Here is a 26,786-nt window from a genome sequence, read left to right on the forward strand (position 1 = left end):
TGTATTTGTTTATCAGGTATATTTTATCGTAACAGGGTTATCGTTCCTTTTTTAGTGGCCTTGCTTCCATCGTTAAACTCTGCCTCCAGGTAATACACATATACCCCGTTAGGCTGCATTTGTCCTTTATAGGTGCCGTCCCATCCATTTTGAATACTCAATGATTCGTAAAGGAACTGTCCCCATTGATTGTATACCCTCAGCCTCATTTTGGCTATTGTATTTCCATATACATACAAGACATCGTTTTTACCATCATTATTTGGCGTAAACGTATTTGGAACAAATATTCCGTTGCCCAAAGGATTATCGCTTGTACCGTTCAGACTGGTGGCATCACTCAGCTGACAGTCCAGCTGGCCTTTGGCCCTTACCCTGATGTTTACATTCTGATTTGGCTGTAAGCCACTGATCAGGTGTGTGGTACCCACAGGTCCGGAACTAGGTGATACCCAGGTTAAGCCCGCATCTGTCGACACTTCATAAGCAGTAGCCCCCGGAACTGCATTCCAGGCAAACGTAATGCTGGTTGCTGTAGCTTCCTGCACACTTACCACCGGTGCGGCAAGCCTGGCCAGCACAGTTACTGTAACAGCCGTACGTGTAGCGCTGGCACAACCTGTAGCCAGATTAATGCTGCCCACATAATAAATGGTGGTACCTGTTAAAGCCGGCACGTTAAAGGTATTGCCTTCTGCAAGTGCCGTTCCGCCTACCTGAACGGTATACCACGCATATTTAAGCGTTGGATCCGGATTGTTGACACGAAGTACCGGTGTACTGCCCGGACAGAATGGATTTTCGGCTCCGGAAACAGATGGCGGAGGATTTGGAATTGCCCCTGCATTTACCACAACCGGCGTACGTGAAGTACTGATACAACTACCAGAACTGGCGCCAACATAGAAGGTTGTGCTTGGCGTATTGAGCTGAGGTGTGGTAAAGTTTGCTCCCGATCCCAGTATGGTAGTACTGGTAGCTGTTGCATACCAGTTATAAGTTACGCCTGTTACAGGATTGGACACACTGAGCACAGCAGTACTTCCGATACAGGTATTTACTATACCCGAAACTACTGATGGTGGTACAGGTTTAGGTGTAACGGTAACCGTTACTTTTACCCTTCCTGTTGCAGTTCCGCAGCCCAAAGCACTTGTAGCCTGTACATAGTAATCTGTTGTGGCATTTAAGGTAGTGATGTTAAATGTAATGCCGGTATTGACCAGTGTTCCGTTGGTTGCGGCAGTATACCATTCATAGTTTACACCTGTCTGCGGGTTCTGAATGGTTAAGGTAGTTCCGTCACCCGAGCAAATTGCGGTACCGCCAGCACCCACAATAGGCACATTTGGTACAGGATTAACGGTTACTGTAACCACTTTTGCCGATCCAGGTAAGTTGGCACATACCCCGGTTCCACTTACCGTCACATAATATCTGGTGGTGCTGGTTAAGCCCGTTGCCGTAACATTTGCACCAATAAAGGCCACATCTGTTAAGGCAGCATCGCGGTACCAGGTAAAGACCGGATTGCTTATAGCTGGACTGCTTGCGCTGAGCTGGGCAGGCATTCCGGCACATATGGTTTTATCGTCTGCGATGATGTCTGTTACCACTGCATTTCGCGTTACGGTAACCGTAACTACTTTTGCCGAAAGCACGTCATTGGCGCAGGCATTGGTTCCATTTACGGTTACATAGTATTTAGTGGTCAGTGTTAATGCTGGTGTAGTAAAGGTTGGGCCTTCATAAGCCAGATCGGTTAATGAAGCATCACGGTACCATTTAAATACCGGACTGCCTACCGTGGTACTGCTTGCGCTAAGCGTAGCGGTATTGCCTGCACAAATGGTTTGATCGGCCAGGACAATATCAGCAGCTGTGGCATTGCGGTTCACCGTTACAGTTACGATTTTTGCAGACAGGGCATCATTTGCACAAACCTCTGCCGAACTTACTGTAACATAATATTTGGTGGTTACCGTTAAGGCCGGTGTGGTAAATGAAGATCCCCTTACAGCCAGATCGGTTAAATCAGCATCGCGGTACCAGCTAAACACCGGATTGTTAACCGTTGTACTGCTGGCCATTAAGGTTACCGCTGTACCAGAGCAGGTTGTCCTGTCGGCCGCAACGATATCAGCGGCTGTAGCATTTCTGTTTACCGTTACGGTAACCACCTTAGCCGAGGCGGCATCATTGGCACAGGCATCGCTTCCACTTACGGTTACGTAGTATTTGGTTGTAGCCGTTAAGGCGTCGGTACTAAAGTTAGCCCCTACAAAAGGAACATCACTTAAATCAGCTTTTTTATACCACCTGAATACCGGACTGCTAACTGTGGTGCTTGATGCCGTTAAGACAGCCGTAGTTCCTGAACAAATGGTCTTATCTGCTGCTGTAATGTCCGCAGCCGTTGCATTACGGTTTATGGTAACCGTTACTATTTTTGCGGATGATGCATCATTCGAACAGATATTTGGTCCGGTTACAATAACATAATATTTAGTAGTTGCAGTTAATGCGGCAGTGGTAAAGCTGGCCCCTTCATACGGAGTATCACTTAAATCAGGGTTTTTATACCACTTGAATACCGCTCCTGAAATACCAGGTGCCGAAGCGGTTAACGTTGCTGTAGTACCCGAACAGATGGTCTGGTCTGCAGCAAGAATATCCGTAGGCAGGGCATTAGGTTTAACAATAAGGGTAACCTTTGTTCTGGCCGTATTGGTACAGCTGTTTCCGTTCACTGCTTCCACATAGTAGTCGTAAGTTCCAACACCCAGGTTTGCAGGGCTGGTATAGCTGTTGTTATTGGTTACCAGCTGATTTCCTGCTGTTGCCTGATCGTACCAGTTAAATACCACCCCGGTTACCGGTGTTACTTTCAGGGTAACCGGTGTATTGATACAGGTTGTTGCCGGATTGGCCGGATCAGCAACAGGAGGAACAGGCAGTGGCAATATCGTTACCACTACTTTTACCCTTCTGCTTTCACATCCGTTTCTGGCAGCGGTAACAAAGAAATCGTAGGTACCGGCGGTTAATGTTGCAGGGGTCATAAATGTCGGCCCGTCTGCCTGGAACACTGTGCCCTGGTACCATTTATAGGTTACATTTGCCAGCGGGTTGCTTACCGATAGCGTTGCAGATGCACCCTGGCATGCGCTGGCGGTTTGTGCCTGAACAACAGGGGCAGCAATTACACGCTGGGCATAGTTTACATCTATAGAAGTAAAGGCCCCCAGAATTCCGGAGTTTAGTTTAACCTCAACTGCATCAAATTTGCTGGTTGGTACAAAAGTTAACAGCGCTTTGGAACCGCCACTCAGCAATTCCAGCTTAATCAGTGAGCTGCTGATGGTAGTGGCATCGTTGTTACTTACACCATTGTTATAGGTAGTGATATCCAGCGATGGTAAAACTGCAAGTGAAAGTATTTTACCCGGCGAAGAAAGCATTACACGAACGGTGTCGCCAATGTTAGATACACCTGTAAAACCTAAACGCTGATAAACAGCGCCCAGCACCCCAACTGGGATGACCAGTGAGGAAGCTGTTGAAGCATCATCATCAATGGCCAGTCCGGGATTATATACATCGGCCAGAATACCTATTCCATTGACACCATGTGTTTCAGCTACCGCGGCTTCACAAGGCACCGCCGATGGCGGGTCATTAGGAATTGTAGTTACAGTAACCGCAGTTCTTGCAAGGGTAGTACAACCAGATGGTGCCACACCTTCAACATAATAGGTGACAGTTCCGGGAACTGTTTGCGCAGGTGCGATATAGGTAGCCCCGGTTTCGAGTAAATTACCTCCTGCCGGAGCATCGTACCAGCTGAAAATTACACCGGCAGTGCTTGAGCTTGCTGTTAAAACAGCTGCTACCCCAACTTTTACGGTAACAGCAGGTGGTGTAACAATCGGGGCATCCAGTGAGCCCACATTAATGGTAGCTGTTGCAGCGGCCGAGGGCACAAGACAGCTGTTTACTGCCTTTACACTATAGGTAGTTGTAGCAGTAACGGCAGTAATGGTAAGCGAAGTTCCGTCCCTGCCCGCCAGGTAAGTATTGCCGCTGTCAAACCATTGATAGGTTATTCCGGCAAGCGGATTTTTAACGCGCAGAATGACATCACTTCCCGAACAGGTATTCACATTAGGCGATTCCAGTTCCGGCACTGCAGGTACAGGGGTTACACTTACATTTACCTGAGTTTTGTAGCTTAAGCAGCCGGAAGCATTGCTGGCAGCCACATAATATTTGGTATTTGCAGTTAAGGCAGGTGTTACAAATGAAGGCCCATCTTTACCCGGCAGGTAGGCACCGGTAGCATCGAACCATTTATAGGTAATGCCGGCAGCAGGATTCAGTACCTGTAAGGTAGCTGTTTGTGTAGCACAGGCCGTAACATCAGCCGAAACCACCTGAGGAGCCATCAGCACACGCTGTGCATAATTCAGGTCGACAGAAGTTAACACGCCCGCTATGCCTGCATTTAAGCGTACCTCAACTTTATCAAAGGCTTGGGTTGGCACAAATGAGATCAGCGCAGCTGTATTACCACCCAGCAGCTCAAGGTGAATGAGCGGATTGCTTAAGGTCAAAACATCATTGTTGCTGGTATTGCCATTGTAGGTAGTTAGGGTAATACCCGATAAAAGGCCCAGTGAGAGCAATTTACCTGGGGCAGTCAGCTGAACCCTCACCGTATCGCCAACAGTTGAAAGACCGTTAAAACCAACACGCTGGTACACCGAACCACCCAGCAGGCCTACCGGCAATACCAATGACGAACTTGTTTTTGTATCGTTGTCAATTGCCAGTCCGGCATTAAACACTCCTGCCAGCAGGCCAATGCCATCAACCCCGTTCGATTCCGTTATGGCAGCCTCACATGGTACCGGGTTAGGGCCAGTTCCGTCTACATTAATGGTAACCTGCACACGGCTGGAAGCAGCACAACCAGTGGTTGTAGATACCGCTTCAAGGTAATAGGTAGTTGTAACCGTCAATGGTGGGGTTACATAAGTAGGGCCGGTGTATACAGGAGTTGTGGCATTTGCACTGGTGTACCAGTTAAATATCACATTGGTTTCTGTAGATGAAGCATTCAGTATAGCGGTTTGTCCGGGACCAACCGTGGTTGATGAGGCCTGTACCTGTGGCAATACCGGAAGCGGGTTAACCGTAACAGCCACCGTAGCGCGGCCTGCACTTGTACAGTTGCCATTGGCTGCCTCTACAAAATAGGTTGTATTTGCATTCAGGGCCGGGGTAGTGAATACCGGGCCTTCAAAAACAGCTGTTCCACCGGTTGATGCGGTATACCACCTGTAAGTTGTTCCTGCTACCGGATTGTTTATGGCCAGTACTGCAGGCGAACCTGCACATACAGGAGCTGTAGCAGCCAGTACCGGAACATCTGGCGGAGTTGTTACGGTGACCGGAACCGGTACACGCTGTGCGTTGGCACAACCTGCTTTGCTTACTTCTATATAATAAGTTGTGTTGGTGGTTAAAGGTCCGGCTACGGTCAGCGTTTCGCCGGTTGCCAGTAAAGTACCGCCACTTGCAGCAGTATACCATTTTAAAGTGGTACCACCATTTGCCGTAGCAGTTAGTGTAGTTCCGCTGCCGGCACAGATCAGTTTTCCGGCAGCCGCAACTGTTGGATTGGGATAAATGATCTCTGCGCCATAAATACTCAGGTTACTCAAGGCAGCAACCAGGGCACCAAAGCGGATTTCAACACGGTCATAAACCCCGCCTGCTACTAAAGTAGCTTTAAAGTGGTTCCCGTTTAATAATTTAAGGTCTAAAACTGAAGAATTTAAGGGATAGGTACCTACTACCGTATTGCCATTCATCACGGTAACTGTAATATTGCCCAGTACATTCAGATCTGCCAGTCCTACTGGTGTGGCCAGATCCAAACGGATGCTGTCTGTTGCAGTACCCGGCCCGGCGAAGATCAGGCGCTGGTAACCGGTCGACGCGACACCTACTGCCAGGTTAATCTTGGTGAAGTTATCCGGATCGGCATCGGTTGAATTTTCAGGGTTCTGAACGGTACACAATAAGCATATACCATCAATCCCCGATTGCTGGTTTACAGCAGCATTGCACTTAGGATTGGCGGGACCATTTGTTACAGTTACAGTAACCATGGCCCTTACAGGGCTTACGCAGCCTGATGCATTTTCTGTCTCTACATAATAAGTAGTGGTAGCCGTTAATGCAGGTGTGGTATAGCTTGCCCCGCTAAAGAAGGACGCTCCCCCTGTTGGGGTAGTATACCATTTTATGGTATTGCCCGCATCGGCACTCACCAGCAAAGTAGCCGATTGCCCGGAACTGATGGTTTCGTTGGCCGTGATTACTGTAGCGGTATTCGGACTTGGGTTAACAGTAACATTAACCGGGGTCCTGCTGCTCACTGCAGTTCCGGAAACAGCTTCTGCATAAAAAGTTGTATTTGCACTTAAAGGACCGGTTGTATAAGTTGTACCTGTAAATATGGAGGTACTGCCTGTAGCTGCATACCAGTTATAAGTAACCCCTGGTTGGGAGTTAGCTACCGACAAGGTAGCCGAAGTTCCGCTGCAGGTAGTTACTGCATTCACAACCGGGGCGGCTACATTTACCACAAGGGTATAATCAGTAGAAGTGGTTAAGCCGTTTTTATCGGTCGCCGTCATGGTAACCGTAAACGTACCGCCCGACAATGGTGTTCCCTTAATTTCACGGGTAGCCGGTGTAAAGGTTAATCCTGCCGGCAAGCCTGTAGCCGTATAGGTATAAGGGGCCGTTCCACCCGTTACTGCAGGTAAGGTCTGGGTAGGATAAACCGTACCCACAAGCCCGTTCGGTAAAGTAGCCGATGGGAGGTTCAGCTCTCCGTTTACTTTAATTACATAGACCTGGCTCGCCGTTGCACCATTTGCATCGGTTACTTTAACGCCAACGTTATAGGAGCCGGATTGTGTTGGTGTACCCGAAATCTGACGTGTTGCAGGGTTAAAAGTTAAACCCGGAGGCAGGTTGCTTCCTTCATAAACATAACCCCCGGCGCCACCAGTAGCAGCAGGAATGGTTTCTGTTGCATACACAGTTCCCACTGTACCATCGGCAAGTGTTTTTGCAGCAAGCAACAATGGGTTACCCACCACTATGGTATAATTTGTGGTAACCGTATTACTCTCGGTATCAGCCACCTGCACAGGAACCGTAAATGTACCGGCCTGGGTAGGTGTACCGGTGATCTGGCGTGTGGCCGCATCGAATGTTAATCCCGGAGGTAAGCCGCTTGCCGTATAAGTATAAGAACCGCTTCCGCCTGTAGCAGCCGGAATGGTTTGTGTTGGATATGGGCTGCCCACTGTTCCATTTGCCAATGGCGTATTGGCCAGTGCCAGCGGATCTCTGACTGCAATGGTATAATCCTGTGTAACGTTATTGCCATTTGAATCAGTGGCAGTAACGTGAACGGTATAAGTACCTTTTTGTGTTGGGATACCCTTGATCTCACGGGTTGCCGGATCAAAAGTTAGTCCCGGAGGCAGGTTTGTTGCGGTATAAGTATATGGAGTGGTGCCCCCGGTAGCTGCCGGTATGACCTGAACAGGATAGGTAGTACCTACTGTTCCGTTTGGCAATATCATGGCAGGAAGCGCCATTGCTGGTGTTAATTTTAAAGTATAGGCTGTACTTACCGAGCAGCCCTTACTGTCGGTGGCAGTGATGGAGAAATTAAAATCACCAGGCGCAGCCGTAGGTGTTCCCCCGATTGTTCCATCGGTTGACAAACTCAGTCCGGCAGGCAGGCTACTGCCTGCGGTAAGTGTATAAGTATAAGCTGGTGTTCCACCTGTAGCAGGTGTAATTTGTTTTGAATAAGTGGCTGAAAGTGTAGCATTGCTTAAAGTTGTAGCCGGCAGTACGATCTGAGGATTTACAGTTACGGTTACAGGTACACGATCGGCATTGGCACAGCTGCCTTTACTTGTTTCTAAATAATAAGTGGTGGTTGCCGTTAAAGGCGTAGTGGTTGTAAAACTGTTTCCACTGGCCAGCAAGGTGCCTCCTGTTGGGGCCGAATACCATTTTAAAGTGGTACCTCCGTTCGGGGTGGCATTTAATGTAGTATTGGTACCATAACATATGGCCTGGCCTGTTGTTGCTACAGTCGGATTTGGATAAATCACCTCAGCGCCATAGATCTCCATGCTGCTTAATGCCTGTATTGTTCCTCCAAAACGTATTTCGACCCTGTCATAAGCAGCAGTAGCCGCCAGTGTAGCCTTAAAATGGTTGGCAGTTAACAGCTGCAGGTGAATTAATGAACTGCTTAAAGTATAGGCTTTGACAATGGAATTACCGTTCATTACGTTCACCGTAATTCCCCCCAGTACAGTTGCATCCAGCAGTCCCCCCGGCAGGTTCAGCTCTAAACGGATACTGTCTGTTGCCAGGCCTGCTGCAGGAAAAATTAGACGCTGGTAGCCTGTGGCCCCAATTCCTACGGCGAGGTTGATGGTTGAAAAGGTATTCGGATCATTGTCTATGGCCCCGATCGGGTTGTTAACTCCGCAGCTCACACACAATAAAGCATTAACTCCGCTCTCCTGGCTATTTGCAGACTTACAGGTTAAACCAGTTGTTGGATTCGTTACCGTAACGGTAACCGGAACCCGGTTGGCACTTGGGCAGCCGCTTGTACTTTGTGTGCCCGCATAAAAAGTTGTCGTGATGTTGATTGGCCCTACAGTATAGGTTGGCCCTGATGCGACAGCTGTTCCACCAGTTGGAACAGTATACCAGGTTACCACACTTCCCGTTGGTGCTACCGCTGCCAGTGTTACCGTTTGCCCGGCATTAATGGTGATGCTGTTTGTTGAAACCTCCGCATCGCCCGGGATCGGGTTAACCGTTACCGGCACCTCTACCCTTGCTGCACTTACACAGGTACCATTTACAGCTTCAACAAAATAGGAAGTACCGGCAGTTAAAGGTGCTGCAGAAGTAAAAGTAGTACCGGTAGTAATGGCCGTTCCCCCCGTTGCGGCCGTATACCACCTGTATGTATGTCCTGCAGCTGCATTTGTTACGGTTAAAACAGCCGGACTGCCCGAACAAATTGCCGGTGCCGAAACTATAGGCACCGTTGGTGTTGCCGTAACGTTCACAATTGCACTATCTACATCCGATTCGCCGGCGCAGCCTGCTTTTTGGGCTGAAAGATAATAAGTATAGCTGCCCTGGGCTATATTCGATTCGGAATAGGCAGGCCCTGTTCCGCTGGCCAGTAATGTTCTGGTGCCGGTACCTGTTTTTTTATACCAGTTATAGGTAAACCCTCCATCCGGATTGTTTACGGAAAGTGAAACCTGGTTGCCGCATATCGCTAAAGCACCCGCGGTTAAACCTGCAAAAGACGGTTTTGCAACCGTTCGCTGTACTTCATGTATGTTTAAGCCGCCAGACAAAATATTCCCTCCCACGGCCAGGGTATTGTCGATACTTACTTTTACACGGTCAAAAGGCGCACCTGGTTTAAAATAGACGGGTGTGACTGCTGTTTTTGCCAGCAGTCCGAGCAGGTCTACACTGAGCAGACTGCTGACGGGCTGTGCTGTTCCTACAGGAGTATTTCCATTATAGCCCTGTACCGTCACCGTATTAAAAAGATTTACATTCAACACGCTTGCAGGCACAGAAATAACCACTTTGGCATAATCGTCTGCAGTAGAAAGACCATTTAAATAGATCGTTTGTGAAACTGTTGAACCAAGCCCTACCACTCCGGCCTGTAGCTGAGCAGCTGTAGTCATATTGTTATCTATAGCCAGCTGAGGTGTTTTTACCAGTTCCGTTAAAGTGACGTTTACACCGGTTGATTCGCCGATAGTAGCATATATAGATGGGGCACAATTCTCTGTAGCCACATTAAAAGCACTGTAAACTTTCATATTTATAGAAGCACCCAGCGCAAGCCCCAGCAAATTACCGCTAAACCTTAGCCTTACACGTATAGAATTGTAACCTACTGTTGGTGTAACGGCAAAATAAGTATTGCCCGCAGCGTCCTTTACTACAGCACTGCTTACATTGGCCGCATTTACAAGCGTTCCGTTATTTTCATTATTACCGGCTGCTGCCTGTGCGCCTGAATACACATCCAGCTGAACGAGGTTCTTTTTTAGCAAACCGGTAAGGTCTCCTACAATTCCGAGCAGGTCCAGACTAAGTCCGCCCCCGGTTGTGGGCTGATCAAACCGGATATAAGTGGTTTTCCCCGCCGCAACGGGCGCTCCATACTTTAACTGTATCCAGGCCTCCCCCTCTCCCTTCGCTATTCCGAGGATATTGTTGTATTTGGCGGTTAAAGTTGCAAAGCCAGCCCCGCCGTTTGCAGCACCTAATGGATTGAGTACTGCACCTGCGTCCGCTCCGGGATCGGTATTCACTACGTCGCCCACTAAAATAATGCTGTAATAGCCAACAAGTCCACTTGATGGTGTTACTGTTGCATAACTTTTAGCCTGTCCATAAGATTCTGAATTTAAAAGCGTTATACTGATGAAACTAAGAAGAAAAAGAAGTGACTTTTTAAACAATTCTAACAGGGTAGATGTCCTTTTCATAGGAGAGTGATTGAGGTTATTAGATTTATTGCTACAATTTTACTCATAGATTGCATCTCATTCACCGTTCGAATTGTTCATTTAGACCGTTTTAAAGCCTGTCACCTGTTCATTTTGTTCATTTTTATAATACTAGACAACTTGCGGCAGTGTGTTATAGCCCAATAATACCTTGTAGGATAGGTTTTTGGGCCTATGTTATCTTTTCTATTCATTTTTTATCCATATTGTCGGTGTTCATTATTCTTATTAAAGCATTATATTCGTTTAGTTGAAATATTTAACGCTCACTTATAGGTGTATGGATGAAATATCTATCTTAAATGAACTCAAGGGTTTAATTCTAATTAAGACAGGAATTAGAACAATTACTCCGGCTGACTGTAAAAGGATATCCATTGAAATCAGCAAGACTTTAAATAAGAACGTTAGCGAAACAACCATCAAAAGGTTATTTGGGTTTGCTGTGGTCAAACACAATTTTTCTAAATTTACCCTTACCACATTATCGGAATATGTAAGTGGTGAAAGCCTGGAGAACTGGCCTGCATCAATAAACATTAATGCAGACAACACCCCACTCAACTGGTCGGCCATTAAAAATAAAGCAGCCAAGGTTACAGATTTCACTTTAAAAGGAATCAAAAACCGTTCTGGCATGCCGTATCAGATGACCATCAGCAGAAAATTTGCCGAGCATGACTTTGACGATTTTTTCAAAAGCAGCAGTAGTTTCACGGCCTTCATTTCTCAGCCAGGTTATGGAAAAACAATCCTGCTCAGTCATCTGGCAGAAAAATTCTTTAATGAAGAATGTCCTCAGTATAAGGAATCAATACTATTGTTTATTCAGGCATACAGCTTTTTTAATGCTGAGCAGTTAACCCTAAATTTTGAGGATCAGCTCAAAACTCTGCTTAGTATCTCAAAAAAAGAAAGCCTTATCAACTATATTGATCATAATTATCGCCATTCAGGAGGAAAGCTGATCATATTTCTGGATGGGTTTTCAGAGCTGATCCTTAAAAAAGATCTCAAGATACAGCTATTCAACAGCATCATTAATTTTATATGTGCCATAGAGCATACGGAATCCATAAAACTGGTCATGGGTATGCGTTCTACCACCTGGATCCGGTTCTATGAAATGATCAGGCATTCTGCTTATTTAAAGACCAAATGGTTTCCCGGGAATTATTTTAACATTGCTGAAGTTTCCAATGTTCCTCAGCTTACGGAAAAAGAGGTTGACCTGATCATTTCCGGCATAGACAACCTGGATGTAAACGCAATCAATCCGAACCTCAAGGCCCAGCTGAAATTTCCATTTCACATTCAGTTATACTATCAACTGAGGGAAGAAGACCCCGAGTTCAATTTTTCAACAAACATTACCTTTCACGAGCTGATTTCAAGATTTATACAGGAAAACATCTACCGTTCAAATTATTATACGGAAAAGATACTGTTCCTGAAAAAGATCATCCAGTTAACCAGTTATGGAAAAAAAGGCGACTCGGTTCCAAAAGACAATCTGATTGCCGAACTCTCCGCATTTAAAAATGCCTATATGGAATTGCTGGCTGATGGCATATTAATGGAGGAAAAAAGATATGAAGACTATCATCCAAGAGAATTTGTCAGGTTCGTCCATCCTCATATTTTTGAATACTTCTTATTTATTGAACTGCTTGAAAAGTTTCATTTACAGGTAGACCGGGATTTTTTCCAATACATACAAAATGAATACGAAAGTGACAATGTCAGGTTTCAACTGTTTCAATGGACCATACGCTTTATTGTCAGGATAGGCGACCTGAAATCACTTGCTAACCTGTTTGATTTACCGCTAAATCATTTTGAACACAACTACCTGATTCTTTTTATTGCTGAAAACCTGAAATACAGGTCCAGGTATAGTTCTGATACAGCCCTGCTCTTGAAAGAACACAAACTGCATGACATCATTATCCAGGAACTGGGTAATTTTGATTTTGTAGATTCCTGTTATAAAGAAGCACTAAGTGTTTTGCTTGAAGTTTCAGATTCAAACAGCCATGCGCTTACCTATCAGTCTATTCTCGCTATTCTCGACATGCTAAGCCTGGATGAAGAAAAAATAAATGCAAGGCTGGATGAACTGGCCAGTTATGAAGCCCTGAACTGGGCCATAGACCCCTATGAAGTTACTTTACTGGTCTATTCGAAACTCAGCAATAAAGACATTGAGAAAAATCAGCTGATTGCAGATATAGAAAATTTAAAGTATCCTTTCCTTAAAGCAGGAATGCCCCTTAACACCCAGCAGGGCATCACTTACCTGTTGGTTATTGTACTCAATTTATTTTATGGATCGGATGAGGGCACCATTAAAATCATAGAGACTATTGCTAAATTACATCCGGATTTATTTTCAAAAAGATCAGCTTTCACCATACTTATGATGAACCTTTTGGCCCTATCCTCCTCGAGGATCAATCCGGGTAAGAAAACAGATCAGCTGGAACGTATTCTTATTGGCCTTCATGGAAATAAGTCACGTTTTAAGATTACACAGTATGCTGAATCCATTTTAAAAATGACCCAGGCCTATCAGCTCAGAAACAAAGGCGAATACCTGCAGGCCTGTCAGTATTGTGATGAATGCATACAGCTTTTTAAAAGAAACAATTTAAACTTAAACCGCATACTCATGTATAACCTAATTATTGGCATCTATTCAGATCTGAATATGACAGCAAAGGTGAATGAGTATAAATACGAACGGCTTTGCTTTATGGAAGAGAAGAATATTCCGGGGAGTATCTTTTCTCTGCCAAAGGAACTGACGGATTTTAAACACCGTTAAACAAAAAAACCGCCAATATAATAAGGCGGTTTTTTTGTTTAACGGTGTTCTGGCTATTTCTTATACCCGGCAGCAAGTTTTAATGCATCATAGGCATTTACAATGCCACCGCTTACACAAAGATCTGAAAAAGGAACTTTTTTAGTACCTGCTTCATCCCTGATTTCGACAGACTGATCGACTTTTACCACAGACTTCATAATGATATCCTTAACTTGTACAGCAGTTAGCTTGGGATAATAAGAACGGATAAGGGCAGCAAGGCCTGCAACGACAGGGGAAGCCATACTTGTTCCGTTTAATTTCTCATATTTTGAGCCCGGTACAGTTGAATTAATATTTACCCCCGGCGCAAAGACATCAACTTTAGTTTTTCCATAATTAGAGAAACTGGCTTTTATTGTGCCATCGTTTGTCCAGCCAGAAGCCCCTACTGTTATCCAGCTGGCCGCTTTACCACCACCAATATATTCAGGGTCAGGGAAATTTGGTTCAACTTCCAGGTCCTTATTGTCGTTGCCCGCAGCATGTACCAGTACAACGTCTTTGGATACTGCATATTTCACCGCTTCATCCACAATCGCTTTATCCCATGAGTATGACTTACCGAAGCTCATGTTGATTACCTTAGCGCCTTTATCTACTGCATAACGGATAGAGTTGGCTACATCTTTATCCCGTTCATCCCCATTTGGGGTATTGCGGACACTCATAATCAGCACGTTATCAGCAACGCCCATAATTCCAAGGTTATTGGTACGCACAGCAGCAATGATACCGGCAACGTGCGACCCATGTCTTGCATCAGGCCCGGTTACGTCATTGTTCCCATAAAAACGTTCTTTGCTATTGTTAGGGTCATCGCCAACAATTCCGCGGGGATCGTAATCCAGGTTCAAATTATAATCTACCTGACTTTTAAAATGATCATAACCGGACATGATCTGGTTTTTGTAAAAATCTTCAAAGCTACTCTCCTTTAACTGCGCCAGCAAAATGCGCTGAATATTGGCCTCCATATCATTTGAAGGCTTAAAGGATTGGAAATCCTGAATTGTCGGATTTTCTTTACCGATTTTCTTTACCACTTCATCTATGGCGTTTTTGATACCTTCAAAACGCTCCAGGCCTATTTTTGCCTCAGCAAGTTCCTTTTCAAATTCTGCCTTATTTTTCTGATAGGCTTCAAAGGCCGGAAGTTCACTTGCTTTTACTGAAGTAGCATCGGAATTGGCAAACCTGGCATTGTCACGACGTACCAGACGTGTAAGTTCAAGTGTTTCGTAATTCACCGAACCTTTTGATGAACCCAAAAAGTTCCATCCATGAACATCATCAATGTAACCATTTTTATCATCGTCCTTACCATTACCAGCTTTTTCTTTCTTATTTACCCAAACCACCGGTTTCAAATCTTCATGTTCAATATCCACTCCCCCATCCAGAACGGCTACAACTACAGGTACAGATTTTTTGCCCTTTAATAACTCGTTATAAGCTTTTTCTGTACTAATGCCAAATGTAGAATCGGCTTTTAAGTCGAGGTTCTGCCAGTTAGGCTTCTGGGCAAATGATATAAATGGCATTGCTGTCAGCAAAACCAGGCATACCAGCCCACTGCAGAAAAAATTCATTTTCATCTTATTCATATATTTAAATTTTGGGCAAAGTTAATCAATTATAACGCCACGATGGTAAAGTGGGTATAAGCTGGCCTCAGCGTTTAACGCACCAGTGTGTCATCTGTTTCTCTCGCGATCACATCTGCAATGGTAGTTTGGGCAAGAACTTTAAGCGTGGCATCCCTGACATCAATAAATGTTTTTCTGATGCCACAGGTCACTTCATCATGGCATTCATCGCATTTACGGTAAAACTTTAAACTTGCACAAGGCACCATGGCGATAGGCCCATCGGTAATACGGAGTATATCGGCCAGGTAAATTTCATTTGGTTCCTTATTCAGGCTATACCCGCCGCCGGCTCCCTTTTTACTATACAAATAACCTGCATTACGCATATCCAACAGGATCTGCTCCAGAAATTTTCTGGGGATCATTTCCTGCTCCGCAAGCCTTACTATTTGCATGGGAGGATTTTCTCTGTTTTTGCCAAGAGCAACCAGTGCCTTTATTGCATATTTCGTTTTCTTAGACAGCATACTAGCAAAGCTAAGAAAAGATTTATGTATTTTGTAAAGCTTTTCTTTTATTGTCCATTCCTAAAAAGCTATACTCAAGGAGCCCGTCCTTTATAAAATTCTCTTGCTTTCCTCTTGCTATTGTCTTGCTATTGTCTTGCTATTGTCTTGGTCGGGCAGTACAAAAACAAGAGTAGCACAAAATTTTTCCAGCTCATTGACAAAATTAAACTGCCGTTTAGTATAGGACAGCCGGAACCAGCGGTTTATTCGTCCTAAGCTCTTGTTTAATGATCAACTGAACAATTGCGCTACAAATTGTGGAGAATGTCTACACCTGTTAAAAGCCCAAAATGTAAAAAAAACCCTTTAAGGGCCACAGAACATCAAAATACAAGTTTTGGCATCATTATGCGCTATATCATTGTAATTAATCAGCACAAGAATTTAAAAATTATAATTATGAAAAAGATCATTTTATCAGCAGCCATCCTTGCCTTTGCAGGATTAACAACAGTAAAAGCGAATGACATTAAGACACCGGTTACAATTACTGCTCATCAGGATAGCGTAACCAAAACACCAGTTGAAACCAAAGACCTGCCAGATGCTGTAAAAACTACCTTGGCATCAGACAAATATAAAGAATGGATTCCAACAGCTGCATTTTTAGTTACTAAAGCAGATAAATCTGAGTACTATCAGGTTGATGTAAAAAAACAGGAAGAAACTGCATCTCTAAAAATTGGTAAAGACGGTGTAGTCATTGAATAGCCCTATATCCTAAAATAATAAACAATTTAACACCTAACAAAAGCCGGATTTCGTCCGGCTTTTGTATTTTTGCTATATCTACAGCGAAAATCCCTATGGCAAAAATACTGATCATTGAAGACGACTCTACTTTTTCTCAGGTATTGGAAGGTTTTTTTACAAAACAGGGCCACGAAGCCCAGGTGGTAAACAATGTAAAAAAAGCTTTTAAAATAACAGACGAACAAAGCTTTGACCTGTTGTTGATTGATTACCGTTTACCTGATGGAACGGGATTGGATATTCTTTCGCACGTTCTGGAAAAAGGGTTGTTACAACCGGTTATTATCATGACCAGCTTTAACGATGTCAGAACAGCCGTAAAATCTATACAGCTTGGTGCTTTTGATTACATCACAAAACCCGTTAATCCGGATGAGTTGATGATGATCATTAAAAATGCCCTGGGCAAGAAGGAAAACAGCCGCAATAGCGCTGTTGAACATGCAGATGCTATAAAAGGTAAAAGTGCTATTGCAGATAAACTTTATGAGCACATTAACCTGGTGGCCCCTACCGATATGTCTGTAATTATACAGGGTGAAAGCGGCACGGGTAAGGAGTATGCTGCGCGTGCCCTGCATGCGCAAAGTAAGCGCAGGGATAAACCTTTTGTGGCTATAGACTGTGGTGCCCTATCTAAAGACCTGGCTGCCAGTGAATTATTTGGCCATGCCAAAGGTGCTTTTACAGGTGCTTTGAATGATAAAAAAGGGCAGTTTGAAGCTGCAAACAGTGGTACGCTGTTTCTGGATGAGGTTGGGAACTTAAGTTATGAAGTACAGGTTAAAATGTTGCGCGCCCTGCAGGAAAGAATTATACAGCCGCTGGGCAGTACCAAGACCATTAAAGTGGACGTGCGGATCATTACGGCCACAAATGATGATCTTAAAACCAGTGTTGCCAATGGTCTGTTCAGAGAAGACCTTTACCACCGGCTTAATGAATTTAAGATACAATTACCGGCCCTGAGGGACAGGGGTAAAGACATTGAGCTTTTTATCAGCCACTTCATCAAACTTTCCAATTCGGAACTGGACAGGAACGTACAAAGCATATCTCCTCAGGCCAAAGAGCTGTTGCTCCGGTACGACTGGCCGGGAAACCTTCGTGAGCTCAAAAATGTGATCAAGCGAATGGTGCTGCTTACACCTGGAGAAACTGCAGCAGTTGATGCTCTTCCAGAAGAAATGATCATTTCTATAAACCATGCTCCCCGGCCAAGTACTTCGGACCTTAAAGTGATTAACGAGTTAAACGAAAAAGCATTGATTACGGAAACCCTGGTTAAAGTAAAGTACAACAAATCTAAAGCGGCAAAACTCCTCAATATTGACCGTAAAACCTTGTACAGTAAAATGGAACGTTATGGCATTGAATAATCAGGCGCGTTGCTTAACCAGATGTAAAAGTTGATTCAACTGCTGTAAAAGTGCCAGGATTCTGTTCTTCTTATGGATGTCGGGCTTTTCACTACCAGATAATTCTATCTCCATCCGCCTGAATTCAGCGGCCAGTTTTTTGGATCCGATCTGTGCTATCCTTCCTGCAAGCCGGTGTACAAGCAAACTTAATTTGGGCTGGTCATCTGCTGTTAAAGCCTGCCTGATCTCATCACTATCATCAATACAATCGTCAGAAAACCTTAAAAGGATCCTGTTCAGTTGTTCTTCATCGTCAAAGGTCATTTTTTTCAGGCCGCGCAGGTCGAGGTCAATCTCATCCGCCTGGCTAACCGCTCCGGCTTCTTCGTTCAGTACAGCTAAAAGTTCATGCGCTTTAAAAGGCTTCATGAGCAGGCCATCAAAACCATTGCTTAAAAGATTTTCCAGTTCGTCAGGCAATACCTGAGCGGTAACTGCATAGATCTTCACTTTATCTCCCAGCTTTTCTCTCAGCAATTTACAAAGTGCAATACCGTTCATCTCCGGCATGCGCATATCCATCAGTACAAGCTTTACTGAGCTATCCCATGCCGAGTTTAACAACTGAGAGGGGGAATTAAAAAGTTCAACATCAATACCATGCTTTTTGCAGATGATTTCACAGAGGTCAAGGATCAGCTGGTCATCATCTACAATCCTGACCTTTCCATTAAAGGCTGGTGTTAAAACCTTTGTATTTTCGTATGCTGGTTCCTGTGCTACCTTAAAGGTCAGATATACTGTGAAAATACTTCCTTCACCTTTCCTGCTCTTTACATAGATCCGCCCACCCTGATTTTCAATCAGCGCTTTAATGATGGTTAAGCCAAGCCCGGCCCCGGCTTTGATGGCCTCTTCATTTTCTATTGAATTTACCTGTTCAAACTCATTAAAGATAAGTTTAGTTTCCTCTTCGTTAAGGCCAATCCCGGTATCCTTTACCATAAAAGTAAAGTGGAGCCGTTCGCCCTGTCTTTTATAGAAAGCCGATAAGCTTACCTCCCCTTCGGTAGTAAATTTTATAGCATTGCCCAGCAGGTTATACAAAATCTGCTTTAAACGAAATGGATCACCTTCTACATATTTCTGGCCAGAAAGGACAAAATCTGTAACCAATTTTAGCGACTTACGCTCAGCCTGTGGCTGCATTACCGAAACCACTTCGGCCAAAAGGGCTTCAATATCAAATACTTTTTCGGAAAAAGTAAACCTGCCCGAAATAATCCTGTTGTAATCCAGCACTTCGTTTACGATTTGCAGTAAATGCTCGGATGAATGATAAATGGCATCGATATCTTTACGTTGCGGATTTTTTTGCTGTCTGATCAATTCTGAATAACCAATAATGGATTGCAATGGTGTTCGGATCTCGTGGCTCATGTTGGACAGGAACCTTTGTTTGGCCATGCCATGGTATTCCGCTTCGTCTTTTGCCAGTTCCAGTTCGGCCCGGTACTTATTGCTCCGCGTAATATCTGTTAAAATGAAATACAGCAGCAGCACAGTGAGCAGAAAAAACACGAGCATAATGATACTGATGGTATTTATACCTGTGTTTACCACATTTTTTGCCTGGATGCCATTCATTTCAATCTGGGCAACCACCTCGCTTTCTACTTTACGCAACACATCGAGCATCTGGTTGATCAGCTGGTTATTGGCATTTGTAAGCATAGCTTCCCTGTTTAGGAAACTTGCATTTTTATGGCGTTGTTCCTGCTCAATCACTTTTAAAGATTCACCCAGGTTTTTCACAATCCTGTCCTCGGCAGATAGGGCTATGGTATCCCTTTTAATCTTTTCTTCATTAACAATCTTAAAGGAATTGTCCTGTTCAATCGTTTTTTTTCTGCCAAATATTTTATTGAAGAAGCCTTTGGGCTTTTCTTCGGTTGGATAGATCGTGGTGGTGGAAGTTTTTTCTTCTGTGGCCAAAATGGTGCTATCGGCCTGTTCAGCGCCTTTTGAGACCAAGGCACTTAGGTTTTTAACCTGTGCAGAGAAAGATTTATTGTTGACCAGCCGTTCCCTTACCTTAAGGTAATTGATAAATTGTTTGTCCCGCTCGGCAAGCAACTTTTTAATGGTTAAAATACGTGTGAGCTGGATGGCATCATTTTCGTATAAAGCGGCAAGCGTATCCAATACCAGCCTAAGCTGCCGCGATTCTTTAAAAAGCTGGCTGTAATTTCCGGGATCATTAAATGCCTGTTTTTTTTGCAGCTGATCCAGACTGCTTATTTTTCTTGAAATGGCATTTACTATTCTTAATCTTTCACTTGGTGCAGAGATATTCTCTACAGTGGTCAGCATCTCTTTGAAAGCTACTTTACTCACACCCCAGGCCATAAATAAGGCAAAACAACCTAAAAGCAAAGCAATAATGATCTTTCCTTTTATGGCTTTGATAAAACTTTTACGGGGTATCTTATTCATTTCCAGATATAGCTTAAATCGATTACCCAGAGGTAAAAACAAAAAGCATGCTATAAATAAAGTTCAGCTCCTAAAAGGACCCAAACGACCTTACTGCTTTTAAGAAATCCCAGGGCTTGGTATTGGCGCCGTGCTTTTGTTCCTCTATCAATAACCTGGCCAATACGGTTAAACGACCTTCATTCTCGCTAACGGTACGGTCGCCCAAAGCCACCAGTTTTTCAATATTTGAAGGGCTGGCAGCGTCCAGTCCTTCTTTAATACTTTCCAGGCTATCTGGCTCTATGCGCAGGTAGTTTTCGGTTTTTCCGGCCGAATGAAACAGCTGCTGCAAAAAGAAATCGCTGGTTTCTGCTACCCCACTCATCATAATGTCCAAAATAGCTGGTACGATGGCCATGGCACTGCTTTTTTTAAAGTGCTCATAATCATAAGACCTTCTGGATCTTCCGGTACCCAGCGAGACCAGAAAAATATCATTGATACGGGTCTGGTTAAAAGCTTTGGTTACTTCTATCAATCCACTCAAGGCAGGGTTAGTGGCAAATACACCCCCATCCAGCAATGGATAACGCACATTCGCCAGGGAGTGGATCTCGGCCACACTAAAATAAGTAGGGGCCGCTGATGTAGCCCGGCAAACATCTTTTAAGTAAAAATCGCGGGCATCACCTCTTGAAATTGCAGTTTGCTGCCGGAAGAAATGAGTTTTCCGCAGCTCAATGTTATAAGCGCTGATGATACAGGGTTTGAGGAGCTGACTAAGTCTGGTATCCTTAAAATAAGTTTTCAAAACCCCTTCAAATACCATGCTGTTATACCGCTCGCCGGCAAGGCCCAGTTTTGCCCTGATGCGCTTAAAAAATGTCATTTTAAAAATTTCATTTCCATGCTTCAGGTACAGGTCTAACGCCTCTCTGGCTGTAAAGCGTGGCCTGCCTGGATTTTCCTCAGAGGGGCACAATAGCAAACAGGTCAGTATGCCACCGGTACTGGTGCCGGCAAAAAAGTCAAAATAATCTACAATTGCCGCTCCGGGATTTTTGCTCTCCCGTTTCAGCTTTTCTTCCAGCGCAACCAGGATCATTCCGGGAATGATACCTCTTATGCCGCCGCCATCTATAGAAAGGATTTTTTTCATTAATAAAAGTAAATATAGCTTTTTGACACTTACCTAGATGTAATTTTAATGTAAATGGTTTTTCATTAAGCTTAAAAATGCAAAACAACAAGCCAGAATAGCTTAATACTTGGTCGTAAAAGTTTACTACTTATTACCGATTTTTAAAAACTATTTTAAACCAGCATGAACAGACTTAAAACCTTATCACTGATTTTACTGACCCTAACCACGGTGCCTTCATTTGCTTTAAAAACAAAAAAGGTTGGCCCATCTGTTGAAATAGAGATCAGCAGGACTGCTACACACGTTGTAAGGATTACAAACGATACCCTGGTACTGATTAGCGGGAGTACTTACCTGTTTACGGTAGACACACCTGAAGATAAGGGACTGGTTTCAACCCAGATTGGGGTGCAGCAGCTTCCGCAGCAGCTCAGGGCGAAAGACGCATCTGTCCAGACCTACAGGGTTATGGCCCGGGACGGTTCGGTAAAAACCGAGGGAGAGCTCTTAAACGGGGACAAGCTGGTGGTCAGTTCGGCTGATGGCAAAAGCAGCAAGACCTATTACATTGCCCTGAAACCAATGGCAGTTGGTGGCCAATTGAATTTGCAGCAAAAAAATATGACCTTAAATACAAGGGCTGAACTGACTTTATATTTTACGGCCGGACAGAGAACGCCTAACGCCACTGTAAGCATCTTTTTACCCAGGGGTATTCAACCTACATTGGAAAATACAACAGTGAATGTAATCGGGCGTGGTGATGTTAAATTAAAAGACCTGGCTACACAATCAATTGGACGCGTAGGCAGCAATTATTCCTATTCAAAAGTAGGCAGCGTAAACATCACTGCCGCGGCCAATGGTGCTGCCATACTCAGCTTTAAAAACCTGGATTTAAGGCCGGCAAATGGTCCGGATCTGAAGATCGTGATCAGTGGGGTTAAACTGGAAACGGCTGGAGCATACACTTTCAAAGCAAGTTATACGACCAACAAACCAGAAATTTTAACCAGCGCAGGTATCGGGGCTGAGACCGCTACACTTAATGTAACCAGTAACGTTTCAGATTTTGAACGGGTGCTGAATAAGGACATCCAGTATAAAGAAACGGCCGACAGCTATACCACTGCCAATTTTAGCTGGGGCGTAAATAACAATATCCAGAATCCGGCTTTAATGCAATCACTGGATCATGGCAAAAACTGGAAATCCTTACCGGCGAAAATAGATTCAAAAAAAGGCTTTGCAACAGTTACCGGCTTACAGCCCAATAAACTATATCACTTTAAACTGATAGTGAAAGATGGCCCGAACAAAGGTTCTTCAAATGTGCTGAAATTTTATTCCGGTAAAATGGACGTTAAAAGCTTTGGGGCAAAAGGCGATGGAAAACAGGATGATACGCAAGCTATCAATGAAGCCATTGCCACGATAAACAATATGGGTGGCGGTACCTTGTTGTTTAGCAGCGGGACCTATAATGTCAGAACCGTGCATTTGAAAAGTAATGTATACCTGTTTTTAAATAAAGATGCAACAATAAAGGCCATAAAAGGTGCGGACGCACCGGAACCGACCTGGTTTAGCGATAAAAAATACAGATCGGGCCTTTCACCTACTGCACCAGGGCCTTATGCAGATCCTGAAAACTACATGACCAAACAAGATGTAGGGCACCACTATTTCAGAAATACCATGTTTTTTGGTGAACGCCTGGACAATGTAAAAATTATTGGACGCGGACTGATTACAGGAGATGGGAACCTGGTAAATGGTGATGGCGTGATGAACAATACACCTGATAACAGGGCAGATAAGATGTTTACACTTAAGCTTTGCACCAATCTGGAAATAGGTGGTATATACCATCCTGAAGACCTTTGGTACGATGAAAGCAAAGACGAGCCTTATTACATTCAAAAAGATGGCTCAAAATCATTTGACCATGACAACATGCTGAAAATTGAACGCGGCGGACACTTTGCCCTGCTGGCTACAGGAACCGACCACATCAATGTACACGACACTTACTTTGCTAAATACAATACCACTAACGCCAGGGACATTTATGACTTTATGGGCTGCAACAACGTTACGGTAACTAATATTTACTCCAAAGTAAGTTCTGATGATATCGTTAAACCAGGTTCTGACTGTGCTTTGGGCTTTACCCGGCCGGCAAGGAATTATAAAGTACGCAATATTATTGGCGACACCAATTGCAACCTGTTCCAGATTGGCTCTGAAACGGCAGATGACATTAAAGACATCTGTGTTGATAACATCTATGTACTTGGGGCAAATAAAGCTGGCTTTTCTATTTCTACCAATGATGGGGCACACATCAGCGATATCCATTTAAATTGCGGACATACCGGAAAGCTGCATTCCAGGTCTAAAATGTTTCGGACCAGAGCCCCGTTTTTTATTTCTATATCTAACCGTGCGCGCATTTTAGGTGCCACAGTGGGCAGGTATGTTTTCATGGAAAACGGGATAAAGCATGATGAGCTGCTGGTTCAAAATGTAAATATTGGTAAAGTGGAAAATATTATCCTCAATGGAATTGATATTGCAGAAGTATACGGCGGTAGTTCATACGGCGGGAAAAATGGCCGTTGGAAAGCCTATGATGGCAAACAGGAAAAAGCAACTCCTATTGTTGCCGGTTATAAATTACCTGATCCGGAAACTGTAACGGGAGGGCTTAATTTTAAACTTCCAAATGGGCTGCATACCGGTTATATCAAAAACATTGTATTTAACGATGTCCATGTATTGGTTAAAGGAGGTAATGCAGCTGCCGACACCGCCAATCTGGCACCCGAACTGGGTGTTGGGCAATACAATGTGGCCAACCTTAAAGTTCAGCCTTCTTATGGCATCTGGGCAAGGCATGTGAGCGGACTTACCGTAAAAAACAGCACTTTCAATTATGAAAAACGCGACAGCAGGTATGGGATATTTTTAGACGATGTACTGGGTGCCAGGTTCTCTGCATTAAAACTGGTAAGGGCTAAAGACAATGCTACCGTTATTAAACTTAAAAATTCATCAGATGTGGCAATAGAAGATGTAGTTTATTTTAACGATGAATGGGGAAAATTGCCATTGAAACTAGCCCAATAAGGTTTTAATCAGCTCATCGACAAAAAGGGTGGCTGATTTTTTTCTGTATATTCCTTTTTGCCATAAGATAAAGGCCTGTTTATAATATTCTTTGCCGGAGATGGGGATGGCGATCAGATTTTCCCAGGTAAGGATGGCCTTTTCATTGATGATGGTAGCCCAGTTCCCTTCATCTACCATGGAAAGCAGGGAGTGTACATCATTCATTTCAATTTTGATCAGCGGGCTGAGTTTTCTTTTCCTGAACAGTTCATTGAGCAGATCTCTGGAACTAAAGCCCTTGCTGGGCAGGATCAGTTCTACTTTGGCCAGCTCATTCAGCGAGATCTTTTTAAGGCCTGCAAGGGGGTGTTTTTTTGAAACCACCATCGAAATCCTGGAAGAAAAGAGATGTTCCATTTCCAGGCTTACATTGTCGTTGTCTGTCTGATCGTGAAAAGCAAGGATCACATCCAGTTCGGCCTGTTTCAGGTTATGCTCCAGTTCTCCGGCTGTTCCATATTCAACCACAATTTTAATTCCGGGATATTTGGAAGAGAAAGGTGCCAGGGCGGGCAGCAACATGGAACTAAAGGCATAAGTAACCCCAATCTTTAAATCTCCTGTTATCAGATTGTTCAGTTCAAGGATGGCCTGCTTTGATTTTTTTACATCCAGCACAATTTGACGGGCATGCTTAAGGTAAACATTTCCTGCTTCGGTTAAACGTACATGCTTCCCCACCCTGTCGAACAACAACATCCCCAGCTCCTCTTCCAGCTGTTTAATTTGCTGGGAAAGGGTAGATTGCGTTACAAAGCAAGCTGCCGCGGCTTCAGTAAAGTGCAGCATTTCGGCAGCTTTAATAAAATAGTTGATCTGTCTTATTTCCATAACCGCTTACAATCAATCGTTAAAACTAATCAATATCATTAAAACAATCAATTTTACCTATTTAAATGTAATGCCGAAATTTGCTGCACCTGCTTAATGAAACACACCTATGTTCAGATCATTAAAATACCGCAATTTCAAGCTCTTCTTTTATGGACAATCTATCTCCCTTATAGGAACCTGGATGCAGAAGACGGCGGTAAGCTGGCTGGTGTACAGGCTAACCGATTCGGCCATGATGTTGGGCCTGGTAGGTTTTGTAAGCTTAATCCCCTCACTCTTTCTTTCGCCTTATGCCGGGAGCCTGATCGACAGACACAACCGCTATAAAATCCTGCTGATCACCCAGGTGGTCTCGATGCTCCAGGCGGGGGCTTTGGCTGCTTTAATTTTCTTTAAGTATTATCATATTCCTTTTATTATCTTTTTAAGCCTTGTTCAAGGCATTATTAACGCTTTTGATGTTACCTGCCGACAATCGCTTATGGTAGAAATGGTAGAGGACAAAGCCGACCTGCCTAATGCGATTGCCCTGAATTCTACCATGGCCAATCTGGCACGCATTGTAGGCCCGGCTATTGCAGGGGTGATACTCAGTACCTTTGGCGAAGACTTCTGCTTTGTGGGCAACTTTGTAAGTTATGTGCCGGTACTGATCTGTCTGCTGATGATGAATCTGAATATCACTGTAATGCCCCACGGACAGAAAAGCATATGGACAGAACTTGAAGAAGGTTTTAAATACATATCCGGGGATAAGGACCTGAGCAGTATGATTGTCATGATCGGGATAAGCAGTCTGTTCGTCATCCCCTTCAATACTTTAATGCCTATTTTTGCCAAAACCATTTTCAATGGTGATGCCGGCACCTTCAGTTGGTTTGAAAGTGCCGCAGGTCTTGGATCGGTTGTAGCTGCTATGTACCTGGCCAATTTAAAATCGGCCAAACCGATGATGAGGATCAGCATCATCGCCAGTGCTATATTTGGCTTAAGCCTGGTACTCCTGTCCTACTCAGGGATACTACCTATTGCACTTGTATTCATGACTTTAAGTGGATTGGGCATGATGGCACAAACCTCTTCTATCAATACCTATATTCAAACCCATGCCATACCCGAAATGAGGGGCAGGGCAATCAGTTATTATGTAATGGCCTATCAGGGCATGATCCCCATCGGCAGCCTGCTCATTGGCTGGACGGCAGATGCATTTGGTTCCAGAATGGCGGTTTGCATAGCCGGACTGATTGGGCTCGGGGCTACGGTATCATTTGTGCTGTATAAAAGCAGGTTCTCCAGCCGCAGGATCTCAGCATTGATATTACATCATAAATAAACA

General features: G+C 44.1%; 11 protein-coding genes. 5 read left to right on the forward strand and 6 right to left on the reverse strand.

Annotated elements, in window-relative coordinates:
* Positions 1-23 precede the first annotated feature (23 nt).
* Positions 24-10,652: a putative Ig domain-containing protein gene (locus HDC92_RS11640; RefSeq protein ID WP_183874647.1), complete on the reverse strand. Its 10,629-nt coding sequence runs from the start codon at positions 10,650-10,652 to the stop codon at positions 24-26.
* Positions 10,653-10,953: 301 nt separating this feature from the next.
* Between HDC92_RS11640 and HDC92_RS11645 the strand changes: the two genes are divergently transcribed.
* Complete coding sequence (locus tag HDC92_RS11645) at positions 10,954-13,500, forward strand: hypothetical protein (protein ID WP_183874648.1); 2,547 nt, start codon at positions 10,954-10,956, stop codon at positions 13,498-13,500.
* Between the two features lie 53 nt (positions 13,501-13,553).
* Here HDC92_RS11645 and HDC92_RS11650 read toward each other — a convergent pair whose 3' ends face one another.
* Both HDC92_RS11650 and HDC92_RS11655 read right to left on the reverse strand, forming a co-directional pair.
* A complete protein-coding gene (locus HDC92_RS11650) occupies positions 13,554-15,149 on the reverse strand; it encodes a S8 family peptidase (protein ID WP_183874650.1) in 1,596 nt (531 codons plus the stop codon).
* A 74-nt stretch (positions 15,150-15,223) separates the two neighbouring features.
* Positions 15,224-15,661: an RrF2 family transcriptional regulator gene (locus tag HDC92_RS11655; protein WP_015809549.1), complete on the reverse strand. Its 438-nt coding sequence runs from the start codon at positions 15,659-15,661 to the stop codon at positions 15,224-15,226.
* Positions 15,662-16,102: 441 nt separating this feature from the next.
* Here HDC92_RS11655 and HDC92_RS11660 point away from each other — a divergent pair, with 441 nt between their 5' ends.
* On the forward strand, positions 16,103-16,414 hold the full coding sequence (locus HDC92_RS11660) for a hypothetical protein (RefSeq protein ID WP_036675245.1): 312 nt from the start codon (positions 16,103-16,105) through the stop codon (positions 16,412-16,414).
* Positions 16,415-16,509: 95 nt separating this feature from the next.
* Positions 16,510-17,835, forward strand: a complete 1,326-nt coding sequence (locus HDC92_RS11665; protein ID WP_183874652.1) for a sigma-54-dependent transcriptional regulator — start codon at positions 16,510-16,512, stop codon at positions 17,833-17,835.
* Here HDC92_RS11665 and HDC92_RS11670 read toward each other — a convergent pair whose 3' ends face one another.
* Positions 17,836-20,313 carry an ATP-binding protein gene (locus HDC92_RS11670; protein WP_183874654.1) on the reverse strand — a complete coding sequence of 826 codons (2,478 nt, stop codon included), beginning with the start codon at positions 20,311-20,313 and terminating at the stop codon, positions 17,836-17,838.
* Between the two features lie 70 nt (positions 20,314-20,383).
* On the reverse strand, positions 20,384-21,454 hold the full coding sequence (locus HDC92_RS11675) for a patatin-like phospholipase family protein (RefSeq protein WP_015809553.1): 1,071 nt from the start codon (positions 21,452-21,454) through the stop codon (positions 20,384-20,386).
* A 165-nt stretch (positions 21,455-21,619) separates the two neighbouring features.
* On the opposite strand from HDC92_RS11675, the gene HDC92_RS11680 reads away from it, so the two are divergent.
* A complete protein-coding gene (locus HDC92_RS11680) occupies positions 21,620-24,571 on the forward strand; it encodes a glycosyl hydrolase family 28-related protein (protein ID WP_183874656.1) in 2,952 nt (983 codons plus the stop codon).
* Here HDC92_RS11680 and HDC92_RS11685 read toward each other — a convergent pair.
* Positions 24,560-25,444, reverse strand: coding sequence for a LysR substrate-binding domain-containing protein (locus tag HDC92_RS11685; protein ID WP_183874658.1), 885 nt, complete (start codon positions 25,442-25,444; stop codon positions 24,560-24,562). The two genes, HDC92_RS11680 and HDC92_RS11685, sit on opposite strands and share 12 nt — an antisense overlap.
* Before the next feature lie 109 nt (positions 25,445-25,553).
* On the opposite strand from HDC92_RS11685, the gene HDC92_RS11690 reads away from it, so the two are divergent.
* Positions 25,554-26,783 carry an MFS transporter gene (locus HDC92_RS11690; RefSeq protein WP_015809556.1) on the forward strand — a complete coding sequence of 410 codons (1,230 nt, stop codon included), beginning with the start codon at positions 25,554-25,556 and terminating at the stop codon, positions 26,781-26,783.
* Positions 26,784-26,786 lie beyond the last annotated feature (3 nt).

Source organism: Pedobacter sp. AK017 (assembly GCF_014200825.1).
Lineage (GTDB): Bacteria > Bacteroidota > Bacteroidia > Sphingobacteriales > Sphingobacteriaceae > Pedobacter > Pedobacter heparinus.

What these genes read in the sequence shown, in the direction of transcription:
- HDC92_RS11640 (WP_183874647.1), bottom strand. Translation starts at nt 10,652, where the DNA reads ATGAAAAGGACATCTACCCTGTTAGAATTGTTTAAAAAGTCACTTCTT.
- HDC92_RS11645 (WP_183874648.1), top strand. Translation starts at nt 10,954, where the DNA reads ATGGATGAAATATCTATCTTAAATGAACTCAAGGGTTTAATTCTAATT.
- HDC92_RS11650 (WP_183874650.1), bottom strand. Translation starts at nt 15,149, where the DNA reads ATGAATAAGATGAAAATGAATTTTTTCTGCAGTGGGCTGGTATGCCTG.
- HDC92_RS11655 (WP_015809549.1), bottom strand. Translation starts at nt 15,661, where the DNA reads ATGCTGTCTAAGAAAACGAAATATGCAATAAAGGCACTGGTTGCTCTT.
- HDC92_RS11660 (WP_036675245.1), top strand. Translation starts at nt 16,103, where the DNA reads ATGAAAAAGATCATTTTATCAGCAGCCATCCTTGCCTTTGCAGGATTA.
- HDC92_RS11665 (WP_183874652.1), top strand. Translation starts at nt 16,510, where the DNA reads ATGGCAAAAATACTGATCATTGAAGACGACTCTACTTTTTCTCAGGTA.
- HDC92_RS11670 (WP_183874654.1), bottom strand. Translation starts at nt 20,313, where the DNA reads ATGAATAAGATACCCCGTAAAAGTTTTATCAAAGCCATAAAAGGAAAG.
- HDC92_RS11675 (WP_015809553.1), bottom strand. Translation starts at nt 21,454, where the DNA reads ATGAAAAAAATCCTTTCTATAGATGGCGGCGGCATAAGAGGTATCATT.
- HDC92_RS11680 (WP_183874656.1), top strand. Translation starts at nt 21,620, where the DNA reads ATGAACAGACTTAAAACCTTATCACTGATTTTACTGACCCTAACCACG.
- HDC92_RS11685 (WP_183874658.1), bottom strand. Translation starts at nt 25,444, where the DNA reads ATGGAAATAAGACAGATCAACTATTTTATTAAAGCTGCCGAAATGCTG.
- HDC92_RS11690 (WP_015809556.1), top strand. Translation starts at nt 25,554, where the DNA reads ATGTTCAGATCATTAAAATACCGCAATTTCAAGCTCTTCTTTTATGGA.